The following is a 23294-nucleotide window of genomic DNA, read 5'->3' as shown; positions in this document are numbered from 1 at the left end:
CCGCTCACCTTCGAAGCCCTTTTGCCCGGGCCACAGGAACGCGGGATATGGAACTCTCGCGGGATGCAGTCGTCGAGATCATCGCCTCGTTCGTCGCGGTGACCGCGTTCGTCGCACTCATCCTCGTCATCGGCACGACCTACGGTGGGGAGAACCTCACCCAGCAGGGCGCACTCGCGCTCGTCGGAAGCATCGCCGTCTTCGTCGTCCTGATGGCCATCGTCGGCGTCGCGCTCGAACGCCGCTAGTTCTCCAGTCGTCGCTCGTAGTACGCGAGCGGGTGGCTGATGGTCGCACAGAGCTCGTCTTTGTTCACACAGAGGTCGTTCTCGACCATCGTCGCACACGACGGGGGGGCGAACTGCGCGCCCTCTCCAGCGAGCCGCTCCATCCGATAGCGGAGCGTGTCGGCGTCCTCGGGGGAGTCGAGCCCCACGACGGCCGCGGCCTCCTCGAACCCCGCGCCACAGGAGGCGAGGAAGGAACAGAGCGCGAAGGCACCGTCGTCGTCCAGCTCGGGCGCTCGCTCGACGAGCGCCTGCATGCACGGCGGGAACGACTCGGGGACCAACTGATCCACGTCGCGCGTCTCGTCGACGACGGCCAGCGCGTCACGGAGCTCGGCGACCTGCGGGGCCAGCGCCTCGGCGATTGGGTCCGGCACCGAGAGCGGGAGCCCGTCCGCGACCCGGACGCGCACGGCCTCGCGCAGGAGGTCGTAGAGCTCGCTGCGGGTGACGGTCACCTTCCCACCCCCGAGTTCGCGGGCCGCGAGCCGCCAGCGCGCCCCGTCGCGGCCCGCCGAGAGGTCGAGATACGCACCCACGGCGACCTCGAACCGGTCGTCGCCGGTGGGATTGACCGTACCACCCAGCTCGAAATCGGCGAGCAGCTGGGACAGCGAGAGGCGTTCGGTCGAACTGCTCTTCAACTGTGTATCGTCAGTGAAGTCGTCGGTGAACCGCTCGTAGGCGAGCGCGGCCTCCGCGCGGGCGTACTTCTCGACCGCGCCGGGCACGTCGATGAGCGAGACGAGCACGCGGGCGACGGGGTACGAGAGGAGCTCCGCGCGGGTCCCCCAGCGGCCCTGCGGGGCCACCGTCCCCTCCACGAGGGCGCGCTCCACGCGTTCGACGCCGCGGGCGACGGGGTCACCGCCCTCTCGGACGACGGCCGCGAGGTCCACGTCGGCGGCCCGCACGGCCTCGCGCGAGACCTGCAGGAACGGGTAGCGGGCGTGGAGCGGCTGCATACCCACGGCTTGCGAGGGGGCGCGAATAAACGCGACGGTCCGCGAGAGCGATAGGCTCTTTTCGGCGCTCGTGTAGAATGAGGTGTGCGCTTCGAGTACCCCTGTCCGGACTGCCGGACCACGACGAACCTCCACGACGCCGACTGTCGGTTCGACGGGGTCCCCTGGACGACCATCGAAGCGGCCTACACCGACATCCTCGCCCGGCTCTCCGCGCGCCCGTGGGAGCCCGACGCCCTCCGCGACGCGCTCGACTGGTCCGGCATCCACGGCGCCGTCCTCTCGCGGCTCACCCACGACCAGCGCGTCGACGACTCGGAGGGCACCCTCACCCTCCTCACCGCGGCGGAGTACAAAGAGCGCGTCACCCACCCGACGATGGAGCCGCTCAAGACCATCTACGAGAAGGGGAGCGTGCCGGGCGCCCATGATCACTCGATATTCGCCCTCATCGCGTTCTACGAGATGGTGGGGCTCTCGTGGGAGGAGACGCGCGAACAGATGCTCCAGTGGTTAGAGGAGTCGGGAACGTGGACTCGAGGCGGGTTCGAAGAATCCTCTCCGGAGGAGATCGTCGACTCGAAGAAACACGTCTACGTCCAGGGCTACGGCTGGAAACAGGCGGGTCGGGAGGCGAAGGCGGTTATCGACCGACACCTGGGCTGACCACGGGAGTTCGACGCTGTTTTGCGGGGGAGCGTGTGATACTCGGATAGTGACCACAGTCGCCCCGAGTGTCGAACAGGTCGCCGAGCGGGTGTGCCGATGAGCGAGTCGAACCGCCGGACGTGGGGGGTCCTCGCCGTCGCGTTCATCGTCATCGAGGGGCTTGGCCAGCAGATGCGCGGGCCGCTGCTCGCGGAGTTCGGCGAGACGTTCGGCGTCGGCTCCGCGCTCCTCGGGCTCGTCGCACCCGCCGGCACGGTGGGGTTCGTGCTCGCCGTCCTCGGCGGCGGGGTGCTACTCGGCCGGAACGAGCCGAAGCACTTCCTCCTGACCGGAAGCGCCGTGATGGCGCTCGCGTTGCTCGTCGTCGGGCTCGCGCCCACCTTCCTGGTCCTCCTCGGCGGGTTCACCGTCCGGGCGCTCGCGACGGGGACGTTCCGCGCCGCGGACAAACCCGTCCTCAGTCACCTGTTCGCGGAGCGACGCGGCCGCGTGTTGAACCTCTACGAGCTCGCGTGGTCCGTGGGCGCGGCCGCGGGGCCGGTGCTCGCCACCGTCGTCCTCGCCGTCGGCTCCTGGCGGCTGGCGTACGGCGTGCTCGTCCTCCTCTTGCTCCCCGTCGTCGTCATGGTCTGGCGGACGCCGCTGTCGATCCCGGGGAGCGGCGAGAAGCCGTTCACGCTCGCGGGGCTGCGGACGCTCGCGGGCCGACCCGCCGTCGTCGGGATGACCGTCGCGCTCGCCACGAGCGGCGGCATCGAGGGCGCGGTCTTCCTCTGGCTCCCCACCTATCTCAGAACGATCGTCGACCCGGCGACGGCGAACCTCGCGCTGTCGGCGTACATCCTCACCTACGTCCCCGCCCGCGCGGTGTACACCCTCGTCGTCGACCGGGTGGGGTATCTGAACCTGCTCGTCGTCGCGGCCGCGGGGCTGCTCCCGCTTTTCGCCGCCGCGTTCGGCCTCGTCGGGTCGCTGACGGGGCTGGAGGTCATCGCCGCCGCCGTCGCCGCGGGCTTCTTCGTCGCCGGGCTGTTCCCCACGCTCGCGGCGTACGGTGTGGCCGCGGCCCCCGAGTACAGCGGCCCGGTCAACGGGCTCTCGCTGGCCGCGAGCTACGCGGGCGGCACCGTCTCTCCCGTCGTCGTGGGGGTCGTGACGGCACAGTACTCCATCCGGACCGGGATGCAGACGGTCGTCGTGCTGGCCGCGGTGTTCCTCGCCGTCGTCGTCGGGCTTCGCGTGAGTGGCGCGACGGTGCGCGGCGCGACGGTGTAGCCGGCGCGGCCGCTGGGGGCTCGAAAACGAGAGAGGAGAGGCGCCGAGATTAGTTGCTCTGGATACGCGGGGCGAGCATGTAGGTGACCTGGCAGGCCCCCTCGGCGAGCTCGAAGTGGAGCTTCACGGGGAACTCCTCGCCGAGTTCGAGGGTGACCTCGGCGTCGCCGGGGATGGCCTTGTTCATGTCCTTCAGGTAGTCGAGGGAGAACAGCGAGCGGGCGTCGCCCGCGGAGAGGTCGATGAGGTCCTCGCGTTCGAGTTCGAGGTGGACGTCGTCCGTGTCACCCTCGGCGTCGACGTAGAACGTCTCGGCGTCCGCGTCGACGCCGAGCGCGATGTGGTCCGACACCATGTCCGCGGCCTTCACGGCGCGGTTGATGTCGCGGCCCTCGACGACGACCGTCGCGGGTAAATCGAGGTCCGGGAGGTCCGGCTCCTGACGGATGGACTCGGGGTCGATGAGCGCGAGGGTCCCCTCCAGCCCCTCGATCTTGATGTGGAGCTTGCGGGTCTCCTCGTCGAGTTCGAGCTGGATGAGCTGGCCGGCGTCGGCCATGCCCGCGAACTCCTCCAGCCGGGAGAGGTTCACGCCGATGACGCCGTCGCCGTCGGTCTCGTAGGATTCGAAGGCGCTCGCGGCGAGCGTCAGGTCCACCATGCCGACGTTGGCGGGGTCGACGGCGCGGATGGAGAGCCCGTCCTCTTCGAGCCGGATCTTGCACTCGTCGACCAGCACGCTCACGGAATCGAGCGTGTCCCGGAGCGTCTCGGCGCTCACGATAGCCTTGAACATCTTGGAATCGGGTACGAAACGCCGTGTTAAAAACTCACCCCTTCGCGTGCATGACCGCGCACGTACGCGGGCGCGAGCCGCGCGACGGCAGCCACTACTTTTAGGTATCGACCGGTCGAATCACCGTACATGTCGGGTCAGCTAACGCGACGCGCGATGCTCACCGGGATGGGTGCGACGGCCGCGATGGCGCTGGCCCCGACGGCCAGCGCGCGCATCACCAGACGCGTCGTGATTCCCGAGTCGGAGGAATACGTCGAGAGCGGCGACTACACCGGCTACTTCCTCCACGTCGGGAGCGACTCGACCGGGGAGCTGACGCCGTCCGACGTGGCGGGGTGCGGCTTCGACGGCTGGGACCCCGAGCAGATCGACGCGTTCGACGGCCGGCTCGTCGACCGCGTCGAAGACCACAGCGACCACGCGACGCAGGTGTACGCGACCGGGGAGATCGCTCCCGGTGCCCTGTTCGTCGTGAACGACCAGGTCACGTGTCCCGACGGCTACGTCGGCCTCGAGGTGGAACGCATCGGGGTCGAGCGGGTCCGCGACAGCGAGCAGGTGGCCGAGTCCACGCCGAGCGGGGGGGCCGGTCCCGGCTTCGGCGTGCTCGCGGCGGCCCTCGGGACGGCCCTCGCGGCCGGACATCGGCTTCGGTCCTAAGCGAAGGGCGTCTCCCGCTCGGTTCACCCCGGCGCGTCGTGCCTGCTATCGACCCCGACGTTTCTCACTCCTCCGACGCCTCGCCATCGGGTTCGAGGCGGACGCGTCGCACGCCGCCGAGCGTGTCATATGCCCCGTCGCTGGAGATGATGCTTCCCCCGGAGAGCGCGGCGTGGAACGCGTCGAACGTGTTCAGCCCCTCACCGATGTTCTCCGAGGCCTGATATATCACGTCCGGATCGCTCGGGAAGGTCGCCATTTCGAGGATGGCCGTCACCGCGCGCTCGCGGTCGAACGCGAACCGCTCCTCGACGAGGAACAGCTCGATGAACGTCGCCAGCGAGACCTCGAGGTCACCCTCGTGTTCACGGAGGAGCCCCTCGGCGCGGTCGGCCAGCCAGTCGTCGTCTTTGAGCAGTGCCAACCAGAGGTCCAGATCAGCGTACATGCGCCCCGGCTTGCCTGCGTGCCTCCTCACGGGCCGCTTCTTCGAGGTCGTCGATCGACGCCTCGCGGAGTTCGTCGGACGCCGCGGCCCGGAGCGCTGCCAGTGGGTCGTCCGGAATCGGCACCAGCTTGATCCCGCTGTCCAGCTCGACGAGCCGGAACCGGTCACCGTACCGGTCGCGCACCTCCTTCGGGATCGTGACCCGCCCCCGCTCGTCCGTTCGCACTTCGCCGCTCATACACGAAGCAATGAGGTGGGCGACATTAACTGTTGTTCCCGCTGTTATTCGAAAAGTGGGTAAGAAGATTCGTACATCCCCTCGGAGAGATGCACGGAAGGCCCCGAAGGGGCCGGCTCGCGCCGGAGCACTGGCCTCACATCCGATGTCCCTTTCAGCGTCGACCACGTCACTCCGCGTATGAATACGGATTCGCCGACGATTCCCGCTCGTGACACGCCACGGACTGCGGTGAGCGACACATGACACGGAAGGACGAATACTACAACCGGGCGAAGGTCGAGGGCTACCGCTCTCGCGCCGCCTACAAGCTCAAACAGCTCCACGAGACGGCAGGGGTCATCCAGCCGGGCCACCGTGTCGTGGACCTCGGGGCGGCCCCCGGTGGGTGGCTGCAGGTCGCGAAGGAGCTCGTCGGCGAGGGGGGATCAGTCGTCGGAGTCGACCTCCAGCGCATCAAGCCCATCGACGGCGTCGAAACCGTCAAAGGCGACATGACGGAGGAGAAGACGAAGGAGGAGGTCCGCGAGCTCGTCGGCGAGGCCGACGTCGTGGTCTCGGACATGGCCCCGAACATGACCGGGGAGTACTCGCTCGACTCCGCGCGCTCCGCGTATCTGGCGCGGATGGCGTTCGAGACGAGTCTGGACGTCCTCACCGGTGGGGGGGACCTCGTCGTGAAGGTGTTCGAGAGTCCGGACGTGGCGGACCTGCGCGCGGATATGGAGAAAGAGTTCGAGTACGTCCGGGCAGTCCACCCGCGCGCGTCGCGTGACGCCTCCTCGGAGCTCTATCTCGTCGCGAAGAACCGCCTCACCGGGCCCGTGCGGACGGGCGACCGGCTCGCGGTCACGATCGAGGACATCGGTGACGAGGGCGACGGCATCGCCAAAGTCGAGAACTTCACCGTCTTCGTCCCCGGCGTCGAGCAGGGCGAGACGGTCGAGGTGACGATCACGGACGTGAAACCGCGGTACGCGTTCGCGGAGAAGCTGGATTAACCCAGAATCCGGTCGGCGTGGCCCGGTTCACGGGCACGGACCGCTCCCGTCACGAGGTAGACGAACGGGGTGTCGACGACCGCGATGGCGAGTTTCAGGAGGTACTGCCCGACGATGAGCGCCAGCAGGAAGTCGAACGGCTGGGCGCTCCCGCCTCTGAGGACCGGCATCGCGGCGAAGGCGACGGTGATGAACAGCACGGTGTCGAGCGCCTGTGAGGTGGCCGTCGACGCGATGTTGCGCAGCCAGAGTTTGTCCTTGCCGGTGACCTCCTTCAGCCGGTGGAAGACGAGGACGTCCCAGTTCTGCGAGACCAGATAGGCGATGAGGCTCCCGACGACGATGTTCGTCGACGCGCCGAGCACCTGCTCGAAGGTGGCGGGGTCGATCCCCGCGGGGGACGCCGGGGCCGCGATGGTGGAATAGATGAGCAGGAGGAGGACGAAGTTCATCAGGAAGCCGACGTTGACCATGGCCTGGGCCGCGCGCTTCCCGTAGAGTTCGGCGTAGCAGTCCGAGGCGAAGAACGTCACGGCGTAGGCGAGTGCCGCGCCGGGGAGGACGAACTGCGTGCCCGGCGCCTGTGGGACCACGTCCGCGAGGGGGATGGCGAGTCCGACGGTGAACCCGAGAATCTTCGAGGCCGTCACCTGTGCCGTGACGAGGGCGGTGATGAACAGCGCGACGAGCGCGGTCGCGCCGAGGGGAACCTCGCGGCTCATTCCTCCTCTTCGAGCCGACCGTGGCGCTCGTCGATGTCGTCTAAGATGTCCAGCGTCTTCCGGATGGACGCCCGGATGGCGTCACTCCGGTTGACGAACTTCCCCTCGTCGCCGACGTGGGCATCTAAATCCTCGAGGAGCTCCTTCGGAATTTCCACGCTTATCTTGGGCATACCCGAGTATTCTGTCGAGAGCACTTAAGCCCCTCAATTGTTCCGGCAACACTTCCGGCTCAGTCCGCGACCTGCTCGCGGGGTGGGCCGCCCCCGCCGCGGCGGCCACCGAGGGTGTAGACGTGGAGGATGCCAAGCCCCATCGCGAAGAACCCGAGGATGGGGATACCGAGGATGAACATCATGAACACGCCGCGCGGGGAGGCGAGCGCGACGATGGCGAGGATGGCGACGGTGACCTCCCGCCAGCGGCCACGCATCTGCTCGTAGCTGATGAGCCCCCCGCGGTGGAAGAGGAACATCGAGACGGGGATGTCGACGAGGAGGCCGACCCCGACCGTCGTGAAGAACACCAGCCAGCCGAAGTTGTTGATCTGGTACGCGATGACCATGTTGGCGTTGATGACGTCCGCGGCGAGCCAGGAGATGATGGCCGGGGCGACGTAGAGGAAGCCGAACGCACTCCCGACGACGAGGCCGAGGAAGACCCCACCGGCCCACGTGAACAGCACCGTCCGGTCGCCGCGGGCGAAGCCGCGCTCCTTCAGCGCGGGCCACGCGTAGTAGAGCAGCAGGGGGAGCGTGGCGACGGCCCCGAAGATGGTCGCCACCTTGATCTCGAAGATGAGCGCCTCCACGGGGTGGAGGGTGACGATCTGCACCTGATCCGCGACGATGGCGTCCGGGAGCTTCCGGAGGAACGAGTCCTTCAGCACCCGGATTCCACCCTGATAGAGGACGAAGAACGTCCCGGCGAGGACGGTCATGAACACCGCGACGAGCCGGAACGTCTTCGAGGTGAGCGAGTCGAGAATGAAGGCGATGTCGTAGGCGTAGCCGCCGATGTCGTCCTCGTCCACGTCGTCGTCGGTGAACGCCGAGAGCATCCCCGCGCCGGTGCGGGTGAAGACGCTCCCCTCATCCTCGTCGACCGTCACCTCGCCCGACTGCGCCGCGTCGTACCGGTCGAGGATGGCCTGCGCCTTCTCGTCGTCGCCGGCCTCCATCGCCTCGCTGGCGCGTTCGAGCGCCGCCTCCTCGGTCATCCCCGCGAACGCTTCGGGCGGGGCGGCACGGACGCCCGCGGCGTCGAGCGTCGCGAGGTCGATGTCGCCGGGAGACCCGGCGCTGGCGGGGGCGTGACCGTCGGCGTCGGCGGATTCGGTGGAGTCGGCCGATGCCTCCTCGTCCGTCGCGCTCGCGGCGGCATGCACCGCGTCGTACCGGTCGAGGATGGCCTGCGCCTTCTCGTCGTCGCCGGCCTCCATCGCGGCGCTCGCGTGGGCCAGCGCCGTCTCCTCTTCCATCTCGGCGAACACGCGGGTGGGGACGGCCTCGACCCCTTCGACGTCGAGGACGCTGAAGTCGGCGGCCTTCGGGTCGCCGGCCACGATGGCGTCGAGCGCGCGGAACAGGTATCTGAGCAGCACGCCGACCCCGGCGACGAGGCCGACGACGACGGCGACGAGGGCGGCGCCGACGGTGTACGGGAGGCCGAACAGCGTCTCGCGGGCGACGGTGAGGCCGTACTGGGAGAGCGTGGCGTCGAGGGCGCCGCCGAGGACCGCCGCGAGCGCCCCGTAGGTGAGCGCGCCCGCCAGCAGGCCGGCGGCAACGACGACGGTCCAGTGGGCGCGGAAGGTGGTGCGGACCCCGACGAGGTCACCCGCGTCGCGGGCCGTGGTGACGAACTTCGAGAGCCCGAGCGAGACGCCGTAGAGGAACAGCAGGGGGATGGCCCACATGATCTGCGTGAAGGGGTCCGGCGGCGAGAACAGGGCGCCGAAGATGAAGATGCCGAGCACGGCGTACTTCCACTTCTCGCGGAAAATCCGATAGGGGACGATACGGGTGTAAGAGAGCCCGCTCATGAGCAGCGGGAGCTGGGCGGCGAGCCCGAAGCTCATGCCGAGCAGGAAGATGAACTGCGCCCACTTCACGATGGAGTAGGTGGGGACGAACCCCGACTGCACGGCGTTGCCCGCGAGGAAGTCGAACATGAGCGGGAAAAAGAGGAAATACGAGTAGGCGGTCCCCCCCAGAAAGAGCAGCGTGCTGGCCGTGAGGATGGCCGCGAGCTGCCAGCGCGGGATGTTCTTCGGCCAGATGCCGCGCGCCTGGAGGGCGTCACGGGAGTAGTAGATGAGAAGCGGCAGCGCGACGACGATCCCCACGACGAGGCCGATCTTCACCTGCAGGAGGATGACGTCGAAGGGGGTGACGGCGACGACCTCGATGTTGGGGTTCGTGTTGAGGTCGCGCTGGAGCTGCCGCCAGACGAAGTTTCGGAGCACCCAGATGGTCCCGACGAGGCCGATGACGAACAGGATGAACACCTTCTGGAGATGTTTCTGTGCGGTCGAGAGCATCGCCCCCAGCGTCTCCCGGCCGGTGTTCACCGAGCGGACCACGTCCTCGTCGACGGCTCCGGACACGTCGGAGTGTAGTCGGCACCCGCCTATCAATCTTTCAGCCTGCGGGCGGAGAAGAAGGCTTACAATCGGCGGGGACCGAGCGTTCCGTAATGGCCGACGAGTCGGGTGATGGGCGGGACGACGAGGAGTCGCCGGACTCCGAACCCGCGCGCTCGACGCGACAGTTCGACCCCGACACCGTCGCGGACGCGGAGGCGGAGACGGCCGACGAGGCCGAGGAGAAGACGGCCGACGAGGGCGAGGAGAACGCGGACGACCCGATCGCCACTGCCACGGACGACGGGAGTTCCTACACGCCGGCGGACTCCGCGCCGGAGTCGGACGAGGCGTTCTACGACGCCGCGAACCCGACGGGTGACACCGAGAGCGAGGCCGACGGCGGCTACGCCGGCGAGGACGACCCCTACTCCATCTACGACGGCCACGAGATCGAGGAGCCGACGTACGACGACCTGACGGACGAGGACGCGGAGGAGGGCGCCCCCGACGACCAGGAGATGCCGCTCGCGGACCACATCGAGGAGATGGTCCGCCGGCTCGGCGTCGTGGTCGTCGTCATGGCCATCGTCTCGGGGATCGTCTTCCCGTTCGGCGACGACCTCATCAACTACCTCTGGTTCTCGTATCTGCCGGGCTCCATCGCCGAGTGTCCCGGCGCGGCGACGACCATCCAGAACATCGACCAGGGCGGCGCGGCCTGCGCCCGGGTGTACCACCCCCTCGCGCTCATCCTCGCGCGGCTGAAGGTGGCCTCGCTCGCCGGCTTCATCGTCGCGCTCCCCGTCTTCGTCTACGAGACGTACCTGTTCATGCGCCCGGGGCTCTACCCCACGGAGCGCCGCTACTACCTCGCCTCGGTCCCGACGAGCCTCTTTCTCGCGCTCGTCGGCGTCCTGTTCTCGCATTTCATCGTCCTGCCGACCATCTTCACCTACTTCGTGTTCTACTCCGCGGACGCCGCGGCCATCGCGTTCGGGCTCACGGAGACGTTCGACCTCATCGTCCTGATGCTCGGCGGTTTCGCCATCGTCTTCCAGATCCCGCTGTTCGTGATGCTCGCCATCATGATGGGGCTCACCACCCGCGTGTGGCTCACCGACCGCCGCATCTACTTCTGGAGTGCGTTCGCGGGCCTGGCGTTCCTGTTCAGCCCCGACCCGACGGGGATGGCCCCCATCATCGTCGCGGCGACGATGATCGCGCTGTTCGAGGGGACGCTGCTGCTGCTCAAGTGGACCGGGCGTTGAGTCTCTGATTGCTGATTCACTTCGAGTTGCGAGACGGCGACAGGAGTAACCACGAACACGGAGGAAGCCCTCGGGTGCTCGCGGTCGCTGCGCGAGATATCCGCGCACGCGATAGGGCTCGCGCAGCCGACTCCCCGTCGGCGCGACCACCCTCGCCCTTCCAGTCCACCAGGAACCGCACGGGCAATAGGCAGCTATCGCCGATACTCCCTTCTTCCCCCTCCCCCAACGCCCGCCAATGGAAGTCGTCCTCCTGCGACACGGCGAGACGGCGTGGAACGACGAGGGGCGGATGCAGGGCCACGCGCCCGTTCCCCTCAACGACCGGGGTCGCGAGCAGGCGCACGCGGCGGGCGCGTGGCTCGCGGACGAGTACGCGTTCGACCGCGTCATCGCGTCGGACCTCTACCGCACCCGCGAGACGGCGAACCTGGTCTCCGAGTACGTGGACGCCGACGTGGAGTACGACGCGAACTGGCGCGAGCGCTCCGTCGGCATCTACCAGGGACTCACCTACGAGGAGATGGCCCGGCGCTTCCCCGACTTCGGGATGGGACCGGAAGCCGCCTCCGCGTATCAGAAACGGCCGGAGAACGGCGAGAGCCTCGTGGACGTCCACGAGCGCGTCATGGGCGGCTACGAGTCGCTGGAAGGCGACACGACGCTCGTCATCACCCACGGCGGCCCGATTCGCCTGGTACTCGGCCACCTGAAGGGGCTCGACATCCCGACGACGATGGGGCAACACTCGCTGTCGAACTGCTCGGTGACGACGGTCGTGGACGGGGAGCTGGAAGCGGAGAATACGACGGACTGGCGCTAACGCGGCTCAGTTCGACGGGTACTCGGCGTCGAGCGGGTCCACGTCCGTCGAGTAGGCCTCGTTCGCGGGCGACACCGACCCCGTGGCGTAGCCCTCCAAATCGAGGGTGACGTGGTCGAACCCGCAGTCGAGCAGGTGCTCGCGGGCCGCGCGGATGAAGTCCACGTCGAGCGCTCTCTCGAGTTCCTCCTCGCCGATTTCGATGCGCGCGAGGCCGTCGTGGTCGCGCACGCGGAACTGCTCGAACCCCCAGACGCGGAGGAGCTGTTCGGCCTGCTCCACGCGGGAGAGGCGTTCCTCGGTGACCTCGAGCCCCGTCGGGATCCTGGACGAAAGACAGGCCATCGAGGGCTTGTCGGCGACGGAGAGGTCGTAGAAGTCGGCGATTTGCCGGACCTCCCCTTTGGTGATATCGTGTTCCAGCAGCGGGGAGTAGGCGTCGAGCTCCTCCACGGCGCGCAGGCCGGGGCGGTGGCCCTCGCCGGGGTCGTCCGCGTTGGTCCCATCACAGACCACGTCGATGCCGAGCTCCCGCGCGGTGTCGAACATCTCGCCCAGTCGCATCGTCCGGCAGTGGTAACAGCGGTCGCCGTCGTTCTCGACGAAGTTCGGGTCGTCCAACTCGGAGAAGGAGGTGATCTCGTGGCGGATGCCGATCTCGTCGGCGACGCGGGTCGCGTCTTCCAACTCCGCGGCGGGGAGCGTCTCGGATTTGGCGGTGCAGGCGACGGCGTCGTCGCCGAGCGCGTCGTGGGCGATGGCGGCGACGACCGAGGAGTCGACCCCGCCGGAGAAGGCGACGAGGACGGCCTCACGGTCCGCGAGGTCCGCGCGCGCGGCGTCGAGCTTGGCGGCCACGTCGTCGGGGAGGCTCATTGTGGGTACGTGGGAGTAGAGGAAGAAAAGGCCATGGCTTTGGGTGAGTCCGGCGTCGCTCCGACCTCGACCGAAGGGGAGGTCGGACATCGTACGGACTCCCCACGCCAGCCGGTAGCACCCTCCGATGGAGTTTTGCCGGACGGAATCAGTATGAGGGCGTAATGGAGCTGGAGGCGATCCCCGGCATCGGCGCGAAGACGGCCGAACGACTCCGGGCGCTGGAGGACCCCGAGGGGGCGCTCGACGCCGGTGACGTGGCCGCGCTCGCCCGCGCACCGGGCATCTCGGAGGGGCGCGCCGCACGCATCGCCCGGGCCGCCATCCGGCATCGCCACGGCGACAGCGGGGGGTTTCTCGCGACCGACCGCTCGCGGGAGCTGTACCGCGACGCGCTCGGCCTCCTCCAGGAGCGGGCCGTCACGAGCTACGCCGAGAGACGGCTGGAGACGGTCTACCCCTCCGCGGCCGAGTCGCGCATCGAGGAGCTCCGCGGGTTCGCGGAAGCGGCGATGGACCGGGAGCCGGACCCCGCCGTCCTCGACGCGCTGGAGGGCGTGAAACCGCTCGAATCGCCGCGGTCAGTGCGCGTGCGGGACCGCTGTCTCGCGACGAACGACGCGGAGACCTACTCGGAGGCGCAGGAGGCCGTGCCGGAGCTCTCCGTCGAACTCGTCGACGACGCCCGTGACCTCGCAGAGCTCGCGCGGGGGTACGCCACCGTCATCGCCCTCGACGAGGCGTTCGCCGGGCTCGACATCGACGGCGACGTGCGCGTGCTGCCGAACGCACTCGAGAACCCCGTGGAGGTCGTCCCCGAGCGCGCGCTCGCCTTCTTCGCGCGGAACCGCGACCCCCTCCGGGCCGCGGCCGCCGTGCACCGCGCCGCGGGGCTGGACGCTCCCCTCGACCTGGAGGCGATGGACGGCGCGCTCGAACGGCTGGAGGAGGACGGGACGCCGGCAGGGGACGCGGAGTTGCATCGACTGGAGAACGCCGTCGACGACATCGACGCCGCCGTCTCGATGGCCGAGAACACGGCGAACGACAAACTTCGGGAAGCGATCGCCGAGCAGGACGTGACCATCGAGGGGTCGGACCTGCTCTCGCTCGTGGAACGCGGGGCGGGGGTGGACTCCCTCCTGGAGCGAGAGCTTCCCGACGAGTTCGAGGACGCGGTGGAGGCCGCCCGCGCGCACCTCGTCGACGCGCTCTCGCTTTCCGACCACGCGGACCTCGCGGAGCTGGCGTTCCCCGACGAGCCCACCTACCCCGTCGAACACGAGGCGAAGGCCGTCTCCCGGCTGCGCGAGGAGCTCACGGCCGAGCGGGACCGCCGGGCGGCGCGGCTGAAACGCGAGCTCGCGGACACGCTGGCCGCGATGCGCGAGCCCGCCTACGACCTCGTCGACGCGGCGCTCGAACTCGACGTCGAACTCGCCGTCTCGCGGTTCGCCCGCGATTTCGACTGCGTCATGCCCGAGTTGGGGGGCGAGGGGTTCGCCATCGAGGGCGGGCGCTCACCCCTGCTCGATGTCTCGTTCTCCGAGGTGGACCCCGTCGACTACGAGGTGGGTGGCGTGGCGATCCTCTCCGGCGTGAACTCCGGGGGGAAGACCTCGCTGCTCGATCTGGTGGGGCTCGTCGCCGTGCTCGCGCACATGGGGATGCCCGTGCCCGCGCGCTCGGCGCGCATCGAGCGGTTCGACGCCGTCCACTACCAGGCGAAATCGCAGGGCACCCTCGACGCGGGGGCCTTCGAGTCCACGCTCCGGGAGTTCGGCGATCTGGTGACGGGGGAGGGGACCCGCCTCGTGCTCGTGGACGAACTGGAGTCCATCACCGAACCCGGGGCGTCGGCGCTCATCATCGCCGGCATCCTGGAGGCGCTTTCTGAAAGCGATTCCACCGCCGTCTTCGTCTCCCACCTCGCCGGCGAGATCCGGGACGCCGCGGGCATCGACGTGACCGTCGACGGGATTCAGGCCGTCGGACTGGAGGACGGCGAGCTCGTCGTCGAGCGCTCCCCGAAGAAGGACCACCTCGCGCGCTCGACGCCCGAACTCATCGTCGAGAAGCTCGCACGCGGCGACGAAACGGGGTTTTACGCCCGATTGCTGGAGAAGTTCTGAGCCGCGGGAAAGGGCTAAGTAGCCGCGGAAGCGTGGTGAAAGTGAAATGGGCGAGGACATGCTCGGCTGGGACGAGTCGGTGTTTCGTGACGAGCACGTCTTCGATTTCGAGTACGTCCCCGAGACGTTCCGCCACCGCGAGACGCAGATGGAGACGCTGAAATACGCGCTCCGGCCCGCCGTGCGTGGCTCCCGCCCGCTGAACGTGATGGCGCGGGGGCCGCCGGGCACGGGGAAGACGACGGCCGTGAAGAAGCTGTTCTCCGAGCTGGATACCATCTCGGGCGTGCGACCCGTCAGCGTGAACTGCCAGGTGGATTCGACTCGCTACTCCGTCTTCTCCCGGCTGTTCGAGGGGCTGTTCGACTACGAGCCCCCCACCTCCGGGATCTCGTTCAAGAAGCTGTTCGGCCAGATCACGGACAAGCTCGTGGAGGACGACGAGGTGATGGTCGTCGCGCTCGACGACGTGAACTACCTCTTTTACGAGAACGAGGCGTCGGACACCCTCTACTCGCTCCTCCGGGCGCACGAGGCCCACTCCGGCGCGAAGATCGGCGTCATCGTCATCTCCTCCGATCTCGATCTGGACGTCATCGACGAACTCGATACGCGGGTGCAGTCCGTCTTCCGGCCGGAGGAGGTGTTCTTCTCCCGCTACGGCGAGGCGGAGATCGCCGAGATCTTAGAGGAGCGCGTGAACCGGGGGTTCCGCGAGGGCGTCCTCGACACGCGGGTGCTCGACCGCGTCGCCGAACGCACCGCGGAGTCCGGTGGCGACCTCCGCGTCGGCATCGACCTCCTGCGCCGCGCCGGGCTGAACGCCGAGATGCGCGCCTCCCGCGAGGTCGCGGTCGAGGACGTGGACACGGCCTACGAGAAGGCGAAACACGTCCACCTGTCGCGGCATCTCCGGGGGCTCTCCGACTCCGAGACGGCGCTCGTGCGCGTGCTCGCCGAACACGACGGGAAACGCGCCGGCGACGTGTACGAGGCGTTCACGGAGGAGACGGGGCTGGGCTACACCCGCTACTCCGAGCTCATCAACAAACTCGACCAGCAGGGGCTCATCGACGCCGAGTACACGAGCGTCGAGGGGCGCGGGCGCTCCCGGCAGTTGACGCTGGCGTACGACGCCGAGGCGGTGCTCGACCGGCTCGCTTAGAACTCTTCGACGGACGGCCTGAGGTCCAACTCCAGCGTCCACGCCGTCCGGTCCTGCTCCACGAGCCGCCAGTACTCCCGGGCGATGGCGTCGGGGTCGAGGAAGGAGTCGGCGTCCCGACCCTGCTGCTGTTCCCGCGCGCTGGGGGTGAGAATCTGCCCGTCGATGTCTTCGAGCGGCTACGCCGCTCGAACGGCCCGAGGCGGCTTTGCCGCCTCGCTGACGACGTGCGCGACGTGGATCCCCTCGGGCCCGACCTCCCGGGCCATCGACTCGGCCATCCCGCGGGCGGCGAACTTCGCGGCGGAGAAGCCGAGCGCGCCCTTTCGTCCCCGCGTCGCGGTGGTCGCGCCGGTGAAGATGACGGTGCCGCCCGAGCCGTCGAGCATGTCCGCGACCGCCTCGCGCGCACAGGAGAGCGCCCCGCGGACGTTCACGCCGAGCGCGTGGTCGAACTCCGCGTCCGTAATCGACGTGAGCCCCTTCCACGGCGCGGCGCTGGCGTTGAACACGAGCGTGTCGACGGGGCCGAGCGTGGTCCGCACCTGTTCGAACGCCTCCTCGACCGCGTCGGGGTCGGACACGTCCGTCGGGACGGCGAGCGCGTCGTACCCCGACTCCTGCAGTTCAGCCTCCAGGTCGCCGATGTAGTCGGGTGAGCGGGCGAACAGCGCGACGGCACAGCCCTCCGCGGCGAACGTCCACGCGAGCGAGGCACCCAGCCCGGGACCGACCCCGGCGATGACGACGGTGTGCATGTGTCACCCACGAGAGGGACACACATAGCCGTTGGGCGAATCCCACTCGTTCGCGGGTCTCCGGAGGGAAACGTCCCAACCGTGCGAGATGTTGCCACACTATTATTATGGGGGACCGTACCGTCTACTCTCGTATGCCGGAATGCCAGAACTGCGGTTCGTTCGTAACAGCGGCGTACGCACGGGTGTTCACTCCGAACGGTATCGAGGACCCTCGTGTCTGCCCTCGGTGCGAGGACAAGATCCGCGACGGCGCGAGCGTTCGGGAGGCTCGGTCCACCCGACGAACGTAGTTCTGGTCAGGAGACGAGGCCGCGCGCCTCGTCGAACAACTCGCGGGTCCGTTCTTCCTCGCGTGCCTCCGCCGTCACCCGGACGAGCGGCTGGGTTCCCGACGCCCGCAACAGGAACCAGCCGTCATCGAGTTCGACGCGGACGCCGTCCATCGTCGTCACCTCGTCGTACCGCTCTAACACCTGCTCCTCGATCCGCGCCATCACGGCCGTCTTGTCTTCGACCTCGATGCTGTCGCGCTCGATGGGGTAGGTGGGAATCTCCGCGACGCGGTCGTCCAGCGGGCGCTCGCTCGCCAGTTCCGCCAGCCGCAGGGCCGCGAACGGGCCGTCCGGACAGAGCGTCTCCTCGGGCCAGATCCACGCGCCCGAGGGCTCCCCACCGAACGCCACGTCCGCCTGCGTGGCCGCGGCCGCGACGTACACGTCACCGACGGGGGTTCGTTCCACCCCGACGCCGCGATTCGCGAGGAAGTCCTCGACGGCGAGGCTGGTGTCGACGGGGACGGCCACGCGCTCGCCCGCGCTCGCGGCGTCGGCGGCGAGCAGCGCGAGCAGCGTGTCCCCGGAGAGGAACTGCCCGGAAGCGGTGACCGCCCGCATCCGGTCGGCGTCGCCGTCGTGGGCGATGCCCACCTCGAAGGTCCCCTCGCGGACGAGCGTCGTCAGCGACGCGCAGTTCTCGGGTTTCGGTTCGGACGGGCGACCCGGGAACGCGCCGTCCGGCTGGGCGTTCAGCGTCTCCACCCGGCAGCCGAGGCGGTTCAGCGCCTCGACGGTGACGCCGCCCGCCCCGTTGCCGAGGTCGACGGCGACGTCGAGGTCGGCGACGGAAACCGACTCCAGGAGCGTCTCGACGTGCCGGTCGAAGGCGCTCGTCTCCGTCAGGCCGCCGAGCCCCGTCCAGTCCTCGAGCGCCGGGTCGTCCGCTGCGATGCGGGCTTCGATCTCCTCCCGGAGAGGTTCGTCGAACGCCTGCCCCGAGGGCTGCCAGAGCTTGATGCCGTTGTCGGGTGCGGGGTTGTGACTCGCCGTGATGGAGACCCCGGCGTCCGCGTCCTCCCACGCGACGGCGCGGGCGACCGTGGGCGTGGCTGCCAGGCCCAGCTCGACCACGTCGGTGCCGACCTCGCGCAGGCCCGCCGTCAACGCATCCGTGAGGAGCTTCCCGGAGTCGCGGGGGTCACGCCCGACGACGACGCGGTCGGTGTCGGCACCGAGTGCGCGTCCCACGTCGAGTGCCAGCTCCGCCGTGACGGCGTCGCCGACCGGTCCGCGGATACCGCTCGTTCCGAACATAGCGGGAGGTCACGCGGGGGAGAGAAGAATCACCCGACTCACGCGATGGTCTCGGCGTAGAAGCCGGGCGTCCGGTCGAGCCACGCGAGGTACCGCTCCGCCACGTCGTCGGCGTTGACGGCCTCGGCGAACTGGCTGTCGGCGGGCGCGACCGCCCGCGCGATCTCGGCGTAGACGACCGTCGCCTCCAGATCGCGGGCGACGGAGCGGGCGAGCCCCTTCGTCGCGGCCGCGGCGCTCCCCCAGTCCACGAGGTCGGCGGACCCCTCGCTCGCGTAGTTCGTCCCCGAGAACAGGACGGCGCCGCCGGCGAGGTCGTCCGCGGCGGCCTGCAGACAGCAGAAGGAACCGAGGGTGCGGACGCGCCACGTGCGCTCGAAGTCGGCGGGCGAACACCCACGGAGGGAGCCGCCCCCGGGGGCGCTGGCGTTGAGGACGAGGGTGTCGATACGCCCCAGCTCACGGATGCTCGCGAACGTCTCCCTGACGGCGTCGGCGTCGGTGATATCCACCCGGTGAGCGTGGGCGTCGAGGTCCGCGGCGAGCGGCTCGATGGTGTCGCTCGACCGGGCCAGCAGGACGAGGTCGTGGCCCGCGCTCGCGAAGCGCCGGGCGATGGCGCTGCCGAGCGTGGGCCCACAGCCGGCGATGACGGTGACCATGCGAGCTGTAGGTTCCCGAGGATTATGAGGGGGACCACTCGCAGGCGTTCCCCGTCGTCAGCCCCTCGTCGTCGATGTACGACGCGAGACAGGCGTAGTTGCAGAACGCCCCCCTCTCCTCGCGGTCGGTCCCCTCCTGGACGAAGACGGGGTCGTGTGCCTCCACCTCACTGCCGCAGTAGTCGCAGTCGGTCATGGCTGTGGGTGGGTCGGCGAGGAAAAAATGACTGACGGGGTTTTTGCTCCCCGCGCACGCGGGGTGAGCTATGAAATCTACAGGTGGAAGCGAGGAGGCGAAACGCCGCGCGGGTCGTGCCGCCGCCGACCGCGTCGCGGACGGGATGGTCGTCGGGCTCGGGACGGGCTCGACCGCGGCCCACGCCATCCGGGCACTCGGCGAGCGCGTCGACGCGGGGCTCGACATCGAGGGGATTCCGACCTCGTTCCAGTCGCGGCAGCTGGCCCGCGAGGCCGGGATTCCGCTCACGACGCTCGAAGACGCGTTTCCCGACGTCGCCATCGACGGCGCGGACCAGGTGGCGAACGGCGACCTCGTGAAGGGTGGCGGCGCGGCCCACGCCCGCGAGAAGGTGGTCGACGCCGCGGCGACGGCGTTCCTCGTCGTCGCCGACGAGACGAAACTCGCCGACACGCTCGACCACGCCGTCCCCGTGGAGGTGCTCCCCGACGCCCGACCGCTCGTGGAGTCACGGGTGCGGGACATGGACGGCGAACCCACCCTCAGGGCGGCCGAGCGGAAGGACGGCCCCGTCGTGACGGACAACGGGAACCTCGTGCTCGATTGTGAGTTCGGCGAGATCGGCGACCCCGCGAAGCTCGCGTGGGGGCTGGCGGAGGTCCCCGGCGTGGTGGCCCACGGGCTGTTCGTCGGGCTGGCGGACGCCGTGTTCGTCGGCTCGGAGGAAGGAGTGCGAACGCTGTCGCTGGAGGAGTGATAAATAACAGAAAGTGTTCGGACCGGGTTACAGGTCGCGGGGCTGGACGGTCTTCCGGTCGTTCTCGGAGGCGCGGCGGGCCGCGTCCTCGAGGAGCTCAGCGACCTCCTCGTCGAGGGCCTCGTAGAAATCCGAGGCGACGTTCATGTTGTCGAGCGCGTCCTTGACTGCGGCTTTGACGATCAGGTCTGCCATACGGAGCGTGTCTTGATGTGCCCCCTTTATAATATTTCCCACTTGACGCCGTCCTCACCGCTTCTCGCGCCCGTTCTCTATGCAGAATCATGCGAGTTAGGCCGATAGGTCCGAGTATCCCCCCCGCCAATCGCCGGTATGCGCGACATTCTGGAACGTGTAGCGGACGGGACGCTGACGCCCGCACAGGCGGAAGCCGAGCTGCGAGGCCACGCGCGCAACGACGCGGGGCGGTTCGACGCCGCGCGCGAGGGGCGCACCGGGATCCCGGAGGCCGTCCTCGCCGAGGGGAAGACGGCACGGGAGACGGCGACGATGGTCGCGACCAGCGTCGAGACGACGGGCCACGCGCTCGCGACGCGCGTGGTCCGCGAGCAGGCGGAGGTCGTGGAGGAGCATCTCGCCGACGAGCATCCCGAGGCGAGCCTGGAGTACGACGACCGGGCGCGGACGCTCGTGGCCCACGCCCCCGACTACGAGCCCCCCGAGCTCGCGGCGACGGTCGGTGTCGTCACGGCCGGGACGAGCGACGCGATTCCCGCGGGGGAGGCCGCCGTCACGGCCGGGGAGATGGGGGCGACTATCGAACGCGTCGACGACGTGGGCGTGGCGGGCATCCACCGGCTGTTCGACTCGCTCGACGGGATCCGGGAGGCGGACGTGCTCGTCGTCGCCGCCGGGCGGGAGGGGGCGCTCCCCACCGTCCTCGCCGGACTGGTAGACGCCCCACTCATCGCGCTCCCCGTCTCGACGGGCTACGGCCACGGCGGCGAGGGGCAGGCCGCACTCGACGGGATGCTCCAGTCGTGTACGCCCCTCACGGTCGTCAACATCGATGCGGGGTTCACCGCGGGAGCACAGGCCGGACTGGTCGCACGGGCCGTCTCGGCGGCACGGACGGGCGAATAGATGTGCTAGCACGATCCGAAAGCGGCACCCTGTCACCGTTTGCCGAGGGTATTTGTAGCGGCGGGGAGAAGAGAGAGTACCGACAGGGGGTATCCGTGTCGGGACAACAATGGCAAAGTGCGACCACTGCGACGCGCACGTCTCGGACAGGTTCGCCCGGGTGTTCGCGGACGAAACCGGGCAGATTCACGCGTGTCCCAACTGTTCGGCCAACGCGGGCATCGCGGAAGTCTCGAGAGAACGCGCCTACGAATCACGGCTCTGATCGGAGAGTCCCGGACCGCCAACGATTTTCGACATCGATAGCATGCACTACGTCTACATCCTGCGGTGTGCCGACGACACGCTCTACACCGGCTACACCACCGATGTCGAGCGCCGCGTGAGCGAGCACGGCGCCGGCGAGGGGGCGAAGTACACCCGCGGGCGCACCCCCGTCGAACTCGTGCACACGGAGGCGTACGAGGACAGGTCGACGGCGATGCGCCGGGAGTACGAGATCAAACAGCTCTCGCGGGCACGCAAGGAGCGGTTGGTCGGCGATGCTGAATGGTAAATAAGACTGACTGTCCAAGGGTAAGCGATTTCACCAGCGGTGTCGGTTGTTGTGACACCGCGGGCAGAACCATGATAGATCTCACCCTCGACATGGAGCAGTACGACTGCCCCTTCATCGACACCACCGTCGACCACGAGGTCTCCTTCTCGGCCGTGCACTGGGAGTTCGACGGGGCCGCGCGGGAGCTGGAAACGCGGATGCTCGTCGAGGGAGCCGACCGGGAGGCACTCGAGAACGGCCTCGATACCCTGACCAGTCACCAGAGGATGACCGGCTGTACCCTCCTCGCGAAACAGGAGGACGTTGCCCACATCCGCACCACCATCGAGGAGACGCAGGCGATGGGCGCGATTCGGAGTCACGACGGCTACGTCACCGGGCCGTTCCACATCGAGGCCGGGAGCGAACTCTGGCACGTCGGGTTCGACCGCGAGGTCGTCGCCGACGAGGCGCTCTCCCGGCTCGAGGACCACAACGACTACCGCGTCCTCGCCCGCGACCGCACCGACCTCGCCGACCTCACCGATTTCGTCCAGAACGTCGGCGCGGCGATGACGCTCATCGAGGGGTGTCGCGAGCTCTCCGACGCCGAGCGCCGCACCCTCGAGGCCGCCGTCGACGGGGGGTACTTCCGCTCGCCCCGCGGCGCGACCCTCGGCACGCTCGCCGAGGAGTTCGGCATCTCGAAACCCGCCGTCTCCAAGCGGCTCCGACGGGGACAGGAGAAGCTCTCCGAGCGGGCGATTCAGGCGCTCTCCGATTTGGAGTAGCGGTCCTGGAACGCCGCGACCGCGTCGTACAGTTCCTGCCTGCGAGCGCCGTGCATCGCGTAGTGGTCCGCCCCGCCGAGTTCGAGGTACTCCTTCTCCTCGTGGGGGAGCCGAAGCCGGTCGTACAGGCCGACCGCATCGTCACGCACCGAGATGGCGTCCTGGCTCCCCCGAACGACGAGCGTCGGGAGGTCGAGCACGCGGGCGTCGTAGGCGGCCGTGCCCGAACACGCCTCGCGGGTGTCGGCGAGCGCGCCCGCGGGGACGAGATATCGGTCCGCGCTCTCGCCCTGGCCCGACTCGACCTGCGTGGTCCAGATGGCCTCGAACAGCGCGTCGTCGCCGCCCTGTCGCTCGGCGACGGCGTCGTACCGCTGGTCGTAGTAGGCACCCAGATTCCCGTCGACGTTGAGCGCAGCGGCCACCTCGTCGAACGACCACGGCGGGAGATAGACGGGTGCGACCTGCGCGAGCGAGGCCGCGTCGTGCTCGTGGTCGGCGAGGAAGCGCCCCGCGGTCATCGTCCCCCACGAGACGCCGACGAGGTGCACCGTCTCGAACCGGTCGCGGACGTGGTCGAACGCGGCCCGGACGTCCTCGGCGGCGAGGTCGGCCCGCGGGGTCGCGGGATTGGCCGCCGGGTCCTCGGCCATCTCGGGCGGGCGCTCGCTGTCGCCGTACCCCCGGACATCGAGGGCGAACGCCGCGCGGCCGTCGCGCGCCGCGGCGTGGAGCCACGAGTAGGAGTCGTCGTTCTCGACCGGCGGCGCGAACAGCGCCCGCGAGCAGGTGATAGAGCCGTGCAGGAAGCAGACGGCCTCGTCGGCACCCTCGGGGACCAGTTCCCAGAGACGGAGCGTCGTGTCATCAGCGGCGGTGACCGTGCCGGGCGTCGGGGTGGGGTCCATGCAGGGAGGAACACACAGCGAGAGCCTGTACCCCGGTGTTAACATGTTAACCTCGGGGCACTTGGAGGGG

The 23294-nt window shown here is 69.0% G+C and carries 28 protein-coding genes and 1 pseudogene; 15 read left to right on the top strand and 14 right to left on the bottom strand.

Annotated elements, in window-relative coordinates:
- Nucleotides 1-47: 47 nt before the first annotated feature.
- The gene (locus ACQUQR_RS16875) at nucleotides 48-248 is read left to right on the top strand and encodes a DUF7472 family protein (protein WP_435197564.1); all 201 of its coding nucleotides are present in this window, start codon (nucleotides 48-50) and stop codon (nucleotides 246-248) included.
- Here the strand turns inward: ACQUQR_RS16875 and ACQUQR_RS16870 are convergent.
- A complete protein-coding gene (locus tag ACQUQR_RS16870; RefSeq protein WP_435197563.1) occupies nucleotides 245-1252 on the bottom strand; it encodes a hypothetical protein in 1008 nt (335 codons plus the stop codon). The genes ACQUQR_RS16875 and ACQUQR_RS16870 overlap by 4 nt on opposite strands.
- A gap of 84 nt (nucleotides 1253-1336) precedes the next feature.
- Between ACQUQR_RS16870 and ACQUQR_RS16865 the strand changes: the two genes are divergently transcribed.
- Together ACQUQR_RS16865 and ACQUQR_RS16860 are read left to right on the top strand one after the other, a co-directional pair.
- Nucleotides 1337-1918 (top strand): DUF7474 family protein, encoded by a 582-nt coding sequence (locus tag ACQUQR_RS16865; protein WP_435197562.1) that lies wholly within the window; start codon nucleotides 1337-1339, stop codon nucleotides 1916-1918.
- Nucleotides 1919-2017: 99 nt separating this feature from the next.
- The gene (locus ACQUQR_RS16860; RefSeq protein ID WP_435197561.1) at nucleotides 2018-3196 is read left to right on the top strand and encodes an MFS transporter; all 1179 of its coding nucleotides are present in this window, start codon (nucleotides 2018-2020) and stop codon (nucleotides 3194-3196) included.
- A 49-nt stretch (nucleotides 3197-3245) separates the two neighbouring features.
- On the opposite strand, the gene ACQUQR_RS16855 is transcribed toward ACQUQR_RS16860, so the two are convergent.
- The gene (locus ACQUQR_RS16855; protein ID WP_435197560.1) at nucleotides 3246-3992 is read right to left on the bottom strand and encodes a DNA polymerase sliding clamp; all 747 of its coding nucleotides are present in this window, start codon (nucleotides 3990-3992) and stop codon (nucleotides 3246-3248) included.
- A gap of 129 nt (nucleotides 3993-4121) precedes the next feature.
- On the opposite strand from ACQUQR_RS16855, the gene ACQUQR_RS16850 reads away from it, so the two are divergent.
- Nucleotides 4122-4655, top strand: a complete 534-nt coding sequence (locus ACQUQR_RS16850) for a hypothetical protein (protein ID WP_435197559.1) — start codon at nucleotides 4122-4124, stop codon at nucleotides 4653-4655.
- Nucleotides 4656-4719: 64 nt separating this feature from the next.
- Here the strand turns inward: ACQUQR_RS16850 and ACQUQR_RS16845 are convergent, their stop codons facing one another.
- A complete protein-coding gene (locus tag ACQUQR_RS16845; protein WP_435197558.1) occupies nucleotides 4720-5103 on the bottom strand; it encodes a type II toxin-antitoxin system VapC family toxin in 384 nt (127 codons plus the stop codon).
- A complete protein-coding gene (locus tag ACQUQR_RS16840; protein ID WP_435197557.1) occupies nucleotides 5093-5341 on the bottom strand; it encodes an AbrB/MazE/SpoVT family DNA-binding domain-containing protein in 249 nt (82 codons plus the stop codon). The genes ACQUQR_RS16845 and ACQUQR_RS16840 overlap by 11 nt, the downstream gene beginning before the upstream one ends.
- Before the next feature lie 242 nt (nucleotides 5342-5583).
- Between ACQUQR_RS16840 and ACQUQR_RS16835 the strand changes: the two genes are divergently transcribed.
- Complete coding sequence (locus ACQUQR_RS16835; protein WP_435197556.1) at nucleotides 5584-6342, top strand: SAM-dependent methyltransferase; 759 nt, start codon at nucleotides 5584-5586, stop codon at nucleotides 6340-6342.
- Here ACQUQR_RS16835 and ACQUQR_RS16830 read toward each other — a convergent pair.
- Genes ACQUQR_RS16830 through ACQUQR_RS16820 form a run of 3 tightly spaced genes read right to left on the bottom strand, consistent with a single transcriptional unit; the run spans nucleotide 6339 to nucleotide 9672 of the window.
- Nucleotides 6339-7064: a queuosine precursor transporter gene (locus ACQUQR_RS16830; RefSeq protein ID WP_435197555.1), complete on the bottom strand. Its 726-nt coding sequence runs from the start codon at nucleotides 7062-7064 to the stop codon at nucleotides 6339-6341. The genes ACQUQR_RS16835 and ACQUQR_RS16830 overlap by 4 nt on opposite strands.
- Complete coding sequence (locus ACQUQR_RS16825; RefSeq protein WP_435197554.1) at nucleotides 7061-7237, bottom strand: ribbon-helix-helix domain-containing protein; 177 nt, start codon at nucleotides 7235-7237, stop codon at nucleotides 7061-7063. Before ACQUQR_RS16825 ends, ACQUQR_RS16830 begins: the two co-directional genes overlap by 4 nt.
- Nucleotides 7238-7296: 59 nt before the next feature.
- A complete protein-coding gene (locus ACQUQR_RS16820) occupies nucleotides 7297-9672 on the bottom strand; it encodes a twin-arginine translocase subunit TatC (RefSeq protein ID WP_435197553.1) in 2376 nt (791 codons plus the stop codon).
- 89 nt (nucleotides 9673-9761) lie between these two features.
- Here ACQUQR_RS16820 and ACQUQR_RS16815 point away from each other — a divergent pair, with 89 nt between their 5' ends.
- Together ACQUQR_RS16815 and ACQUQR_RS16810 are read left to right on the top strand one after the other, a co-directional pair.
- The gene (locus ACQUQR_RS16815; protein ID WP_435197552.1) at nucleotides 9762-10919 is read left to right on the top strand and encodes a twin-arginine translocase subunit TatC; all 1158 of its coding nucleotides are present in this window, start codon (nucleotides 9762-9764) and stop codon (nucleotides 10917-10919) included.
- A 238-nt stretch (nucleotides 10920-11157) separates the two neighbouring features.
- Nucleotides 11158-11742: a histidine phosphatase family protein gene (locus tag ACQUQR_RS16810; protein ID WP_435197551.1), complete on the top strand. Its 585-nt coding sequence runs from the start codon at nucleotides 11158-11160 to the stop codon at nucleotides 11740-11742.
- Nucleotides 11743-11748: 6 nt separating this feature from the next.
- Here ACQUQR_RS16810 and larE read toward each other — a convergent pair whose 3' ends face one another.
- A complete protein-coding gene (gene larE / locus ACQUQR_RS16805; protein WP_435197550.1) occupies nucleotides 11749-12618 on the bottom strand; it encodes an ATP-dependent sacrificial sulfur transferase LarE in 870 nt (289 codons plus the stop codon).
- Between the two features lie 164 nt (nucleotides 12619-12782).
- Here larE and ACQUQR_RS16800 point away from each other — a divergent pair, with 164 nt between their 5' ends.
- Nucleotides 12783-14750: a MutS-related protein gene (locus ACQUQR_RS16800; RefSeq protein ID WP_435197549.1), complete on the top strand. Its 1968-nt coding sequence runs from the start codon at nucleotides 12783-12785 to the stop codon at nucleotides 14748-14750.
- Nucleotides 14751-14796: 46 nt separating this feature from the next.
- Nucleotides 14797-15915 (top strand): ORC1-type DNA replication protein, encoded by a 1119-nt coding sequence (locus ACQUQR_RS16795; protein ID WP_435197548.1) that lies wholly within the window; start codon nucleotides 14797-14799, stop codon nucleotides 15913-15915.
- Here the strand turns inward: ACQUQR_RS16795 and ACQUQR_RS16790 are convergent.
- Nucleotides 15912-16673: pseudogene (locus ACQUQR_RS16790) on the bottom strand (SDR family NAD(P)-dependent oxidoreductase). The gene ACQUQR_RS16795 and the pseudogene ACQUQR_RS16790 overlap by 4 nt on opposite strands.
- Nucleotides 16674-16807: 134 nt before the next feature.
- On the opposite strand from ACQUQR_RS16790, the gene ACQUQR_RS16785 reads away from it, so the two are divergent.
- A complete protein-coding gene (locus ACQUQR_RS16785; RefSeq protein WP_435197547.1) occupies nucleotides 16808-16966 on the top strand; it encodes a DUF7563 family protein in 159 nt (52 codons plus the stop codon).
- A gap of 6 nt (nucleotides 16967-16972) precedes the next feature.
- Here ACQUQR_RS16785 and glmM read toward each other — a convergent pair whose 3' ends face one another.
- Genes glmM through ACQUQR_RS16770 form a run of 3 tightly spaced genes read right to left on the bottom strand, consistent with a single transcriptional unit; the run spans nucleotide 16973 to nucleotide 19123 of the window.
- A complete protein-coding gene (gene glmM / locus ACQUQR_RS16780) occupies nucleotides 16973-18265 on the bottom strand; it encodes a phosphoglucosamine mutase (protein ID WP_435197546.1) in 1293 nt (430 codons plus the stop codon).
- Nucleotides 18266-18303: 38 nt separating this feature from the next.
- The gene (locus ACQUQR_RS16775) at nucleotides 18304-18927 is read right to left on the bottom strand and encodes an SDR family NAD(P)-dependent oxidoreductase (RefSeq protein WP_435197545.1); all 624 of its coding nucleotides are present in this window, start codon (nucleotides 18925-18927) and stop codon (nucleotides 18304-18306) included.
- Between the two features lie 22 nt (nucleotides 18928-18949).
- Complete coding sequence (locus ACQUQR_RS16770; RefSeq protein WP_435197544.1) at nucleotides 18950-19123, bottom strand: hypothetical protein; 174 nt, start codon at nucleotides 19121-19123, stop codon at nucleotides 18950-18952.
- Nucleotides 19124-19193: 70 nt separating this feature from the next.
- Here ACQUQR_RS16770 and rpiA point away from each other — a divergent pair, with 70 nt between their 5' ends.
- Nucleotides 19194-19883: a ribose-5-phosphate isomerase RpiA gene (gene rpiA / locus ACQUQR_RS16765; protein ID WP_435197543.1), complete on the top strand. Its 690-nt coding sequence runs from the start codon at nucleotides 19194-19196 to the stop codon at nucleotides 19881-19883.
- Between the two features lie 27 nt (nucleotides 19884-19910).
- Here the strand turns inward: rpiA and ACQUQR_RS16760 are convergent, their stop codons facing one another.
- Nucleotides 19911-20078 carry a DUF1931 domain-containing protein gene (locus ACQUQR_RS16760; RefSeq protein WP_435197542.1) on the bottom strand — a complete coding sequence of 56 codons (168 nt, stop codon included), beginning with the start codon at nucleotides 20076-20078 and terminating at the stop codon, nucleotides 19911-19913.
- Nucleotides 20079-20216: 138 nt separating this feature from the next.
- Between ACQUQR_RS16760 and larB the strand changes: the two genes are divergently transcribed.
- The 4 genes from larB to ACQUQR_RS16740 all read left to right on the top strand — a co-directional run bounded on the left by larB (nucleotide 20217) and on the right by ACQUQR_RS16740 (nucleotide 22316).
- The gene (gene larB, locus ACQUQR_RS16755; RefSeq protein WP_435197541.1) at nucleotides 20217-20987 is read left to right on the top strand and encodes a nickel pincer cofactor biosynthesis protein LarB; all 771 of its coding nucleotides are present in this window, start codon (nucleotides 20217-20219) and stop codon (nucleotides 20985-20987) included.
- Nucleotides 20988-21096: 109 nt separating this feature from the next.
- Nucleotides 21097-21252 carry a DUF7563 family protein gene (locus ACQUQR_RS16750; protein ID WP_435197540.1) on the top strand — a complete coding sequence of 52 codons (156 nt, stop codon included), beginning with the start codon at nucleotides 21097-21099 and terminating at the stop codon, nucleotides 21250-21252.
- A 42-nt stretch (nucleotides 21253-21294) separates the two neighbouring features.
- The gene (locus ACQUQR_RS16745) at nucleotides 21295-21543 is read left to right on the top strand and encodes a GIY-YIG nuclease family protein (protein WP_435197539.1); all 249 of its coding nucleotides are present in this window, start codon (nucleotides 21295-21297) and stop codon (nucleotides 21541-21543) included.
- Nucleotides 21544-21614: 71 nt separating this feature from the next.
- Nucleotides 21615-22316, top strand: a complete 702-nt coding sequence (locus ACQUQR_RS16740; protein ID WP_435197538.1) for a helix-turn-helix domain-containing protein — start codon at nucleotides 21615-21617, stop codon at nucleotides 22314-22316.
- Here ACQUQR_RS16740 and ACQUQR_RS16735 read toward each other — a convergent pair.
- Entirely contained in the window at nucleotides 22292-23224 is a 933-nt protein-coding gene (locus tag ACQUQR_RS16735; protein ID WP_435197537.1) for an alpha/beta hydrolase, read from the bottom strand. The two genes, ACQUQR_RS16740 and ACQUQR_RS16735, sit on opposite strands and share 25 nt — an antisense overlap.
- Between the last annotated feature and the right edge of the window lie 70 nt (nucleotides 23225-23294).

The organism is Natronomonas sp. EA1 (assembly GCF_051195035.1).
Lineage (GTDB): Archaea > Halobacteriota > Halobacteria > Halobacteriales > Haloarculaceae > JBNTJV01.
The sequence above is the reverse complement of the archived record's forward strand: the minus strand, read 5'-3'. Positions and strand labels throughout refer to the sequence as shown.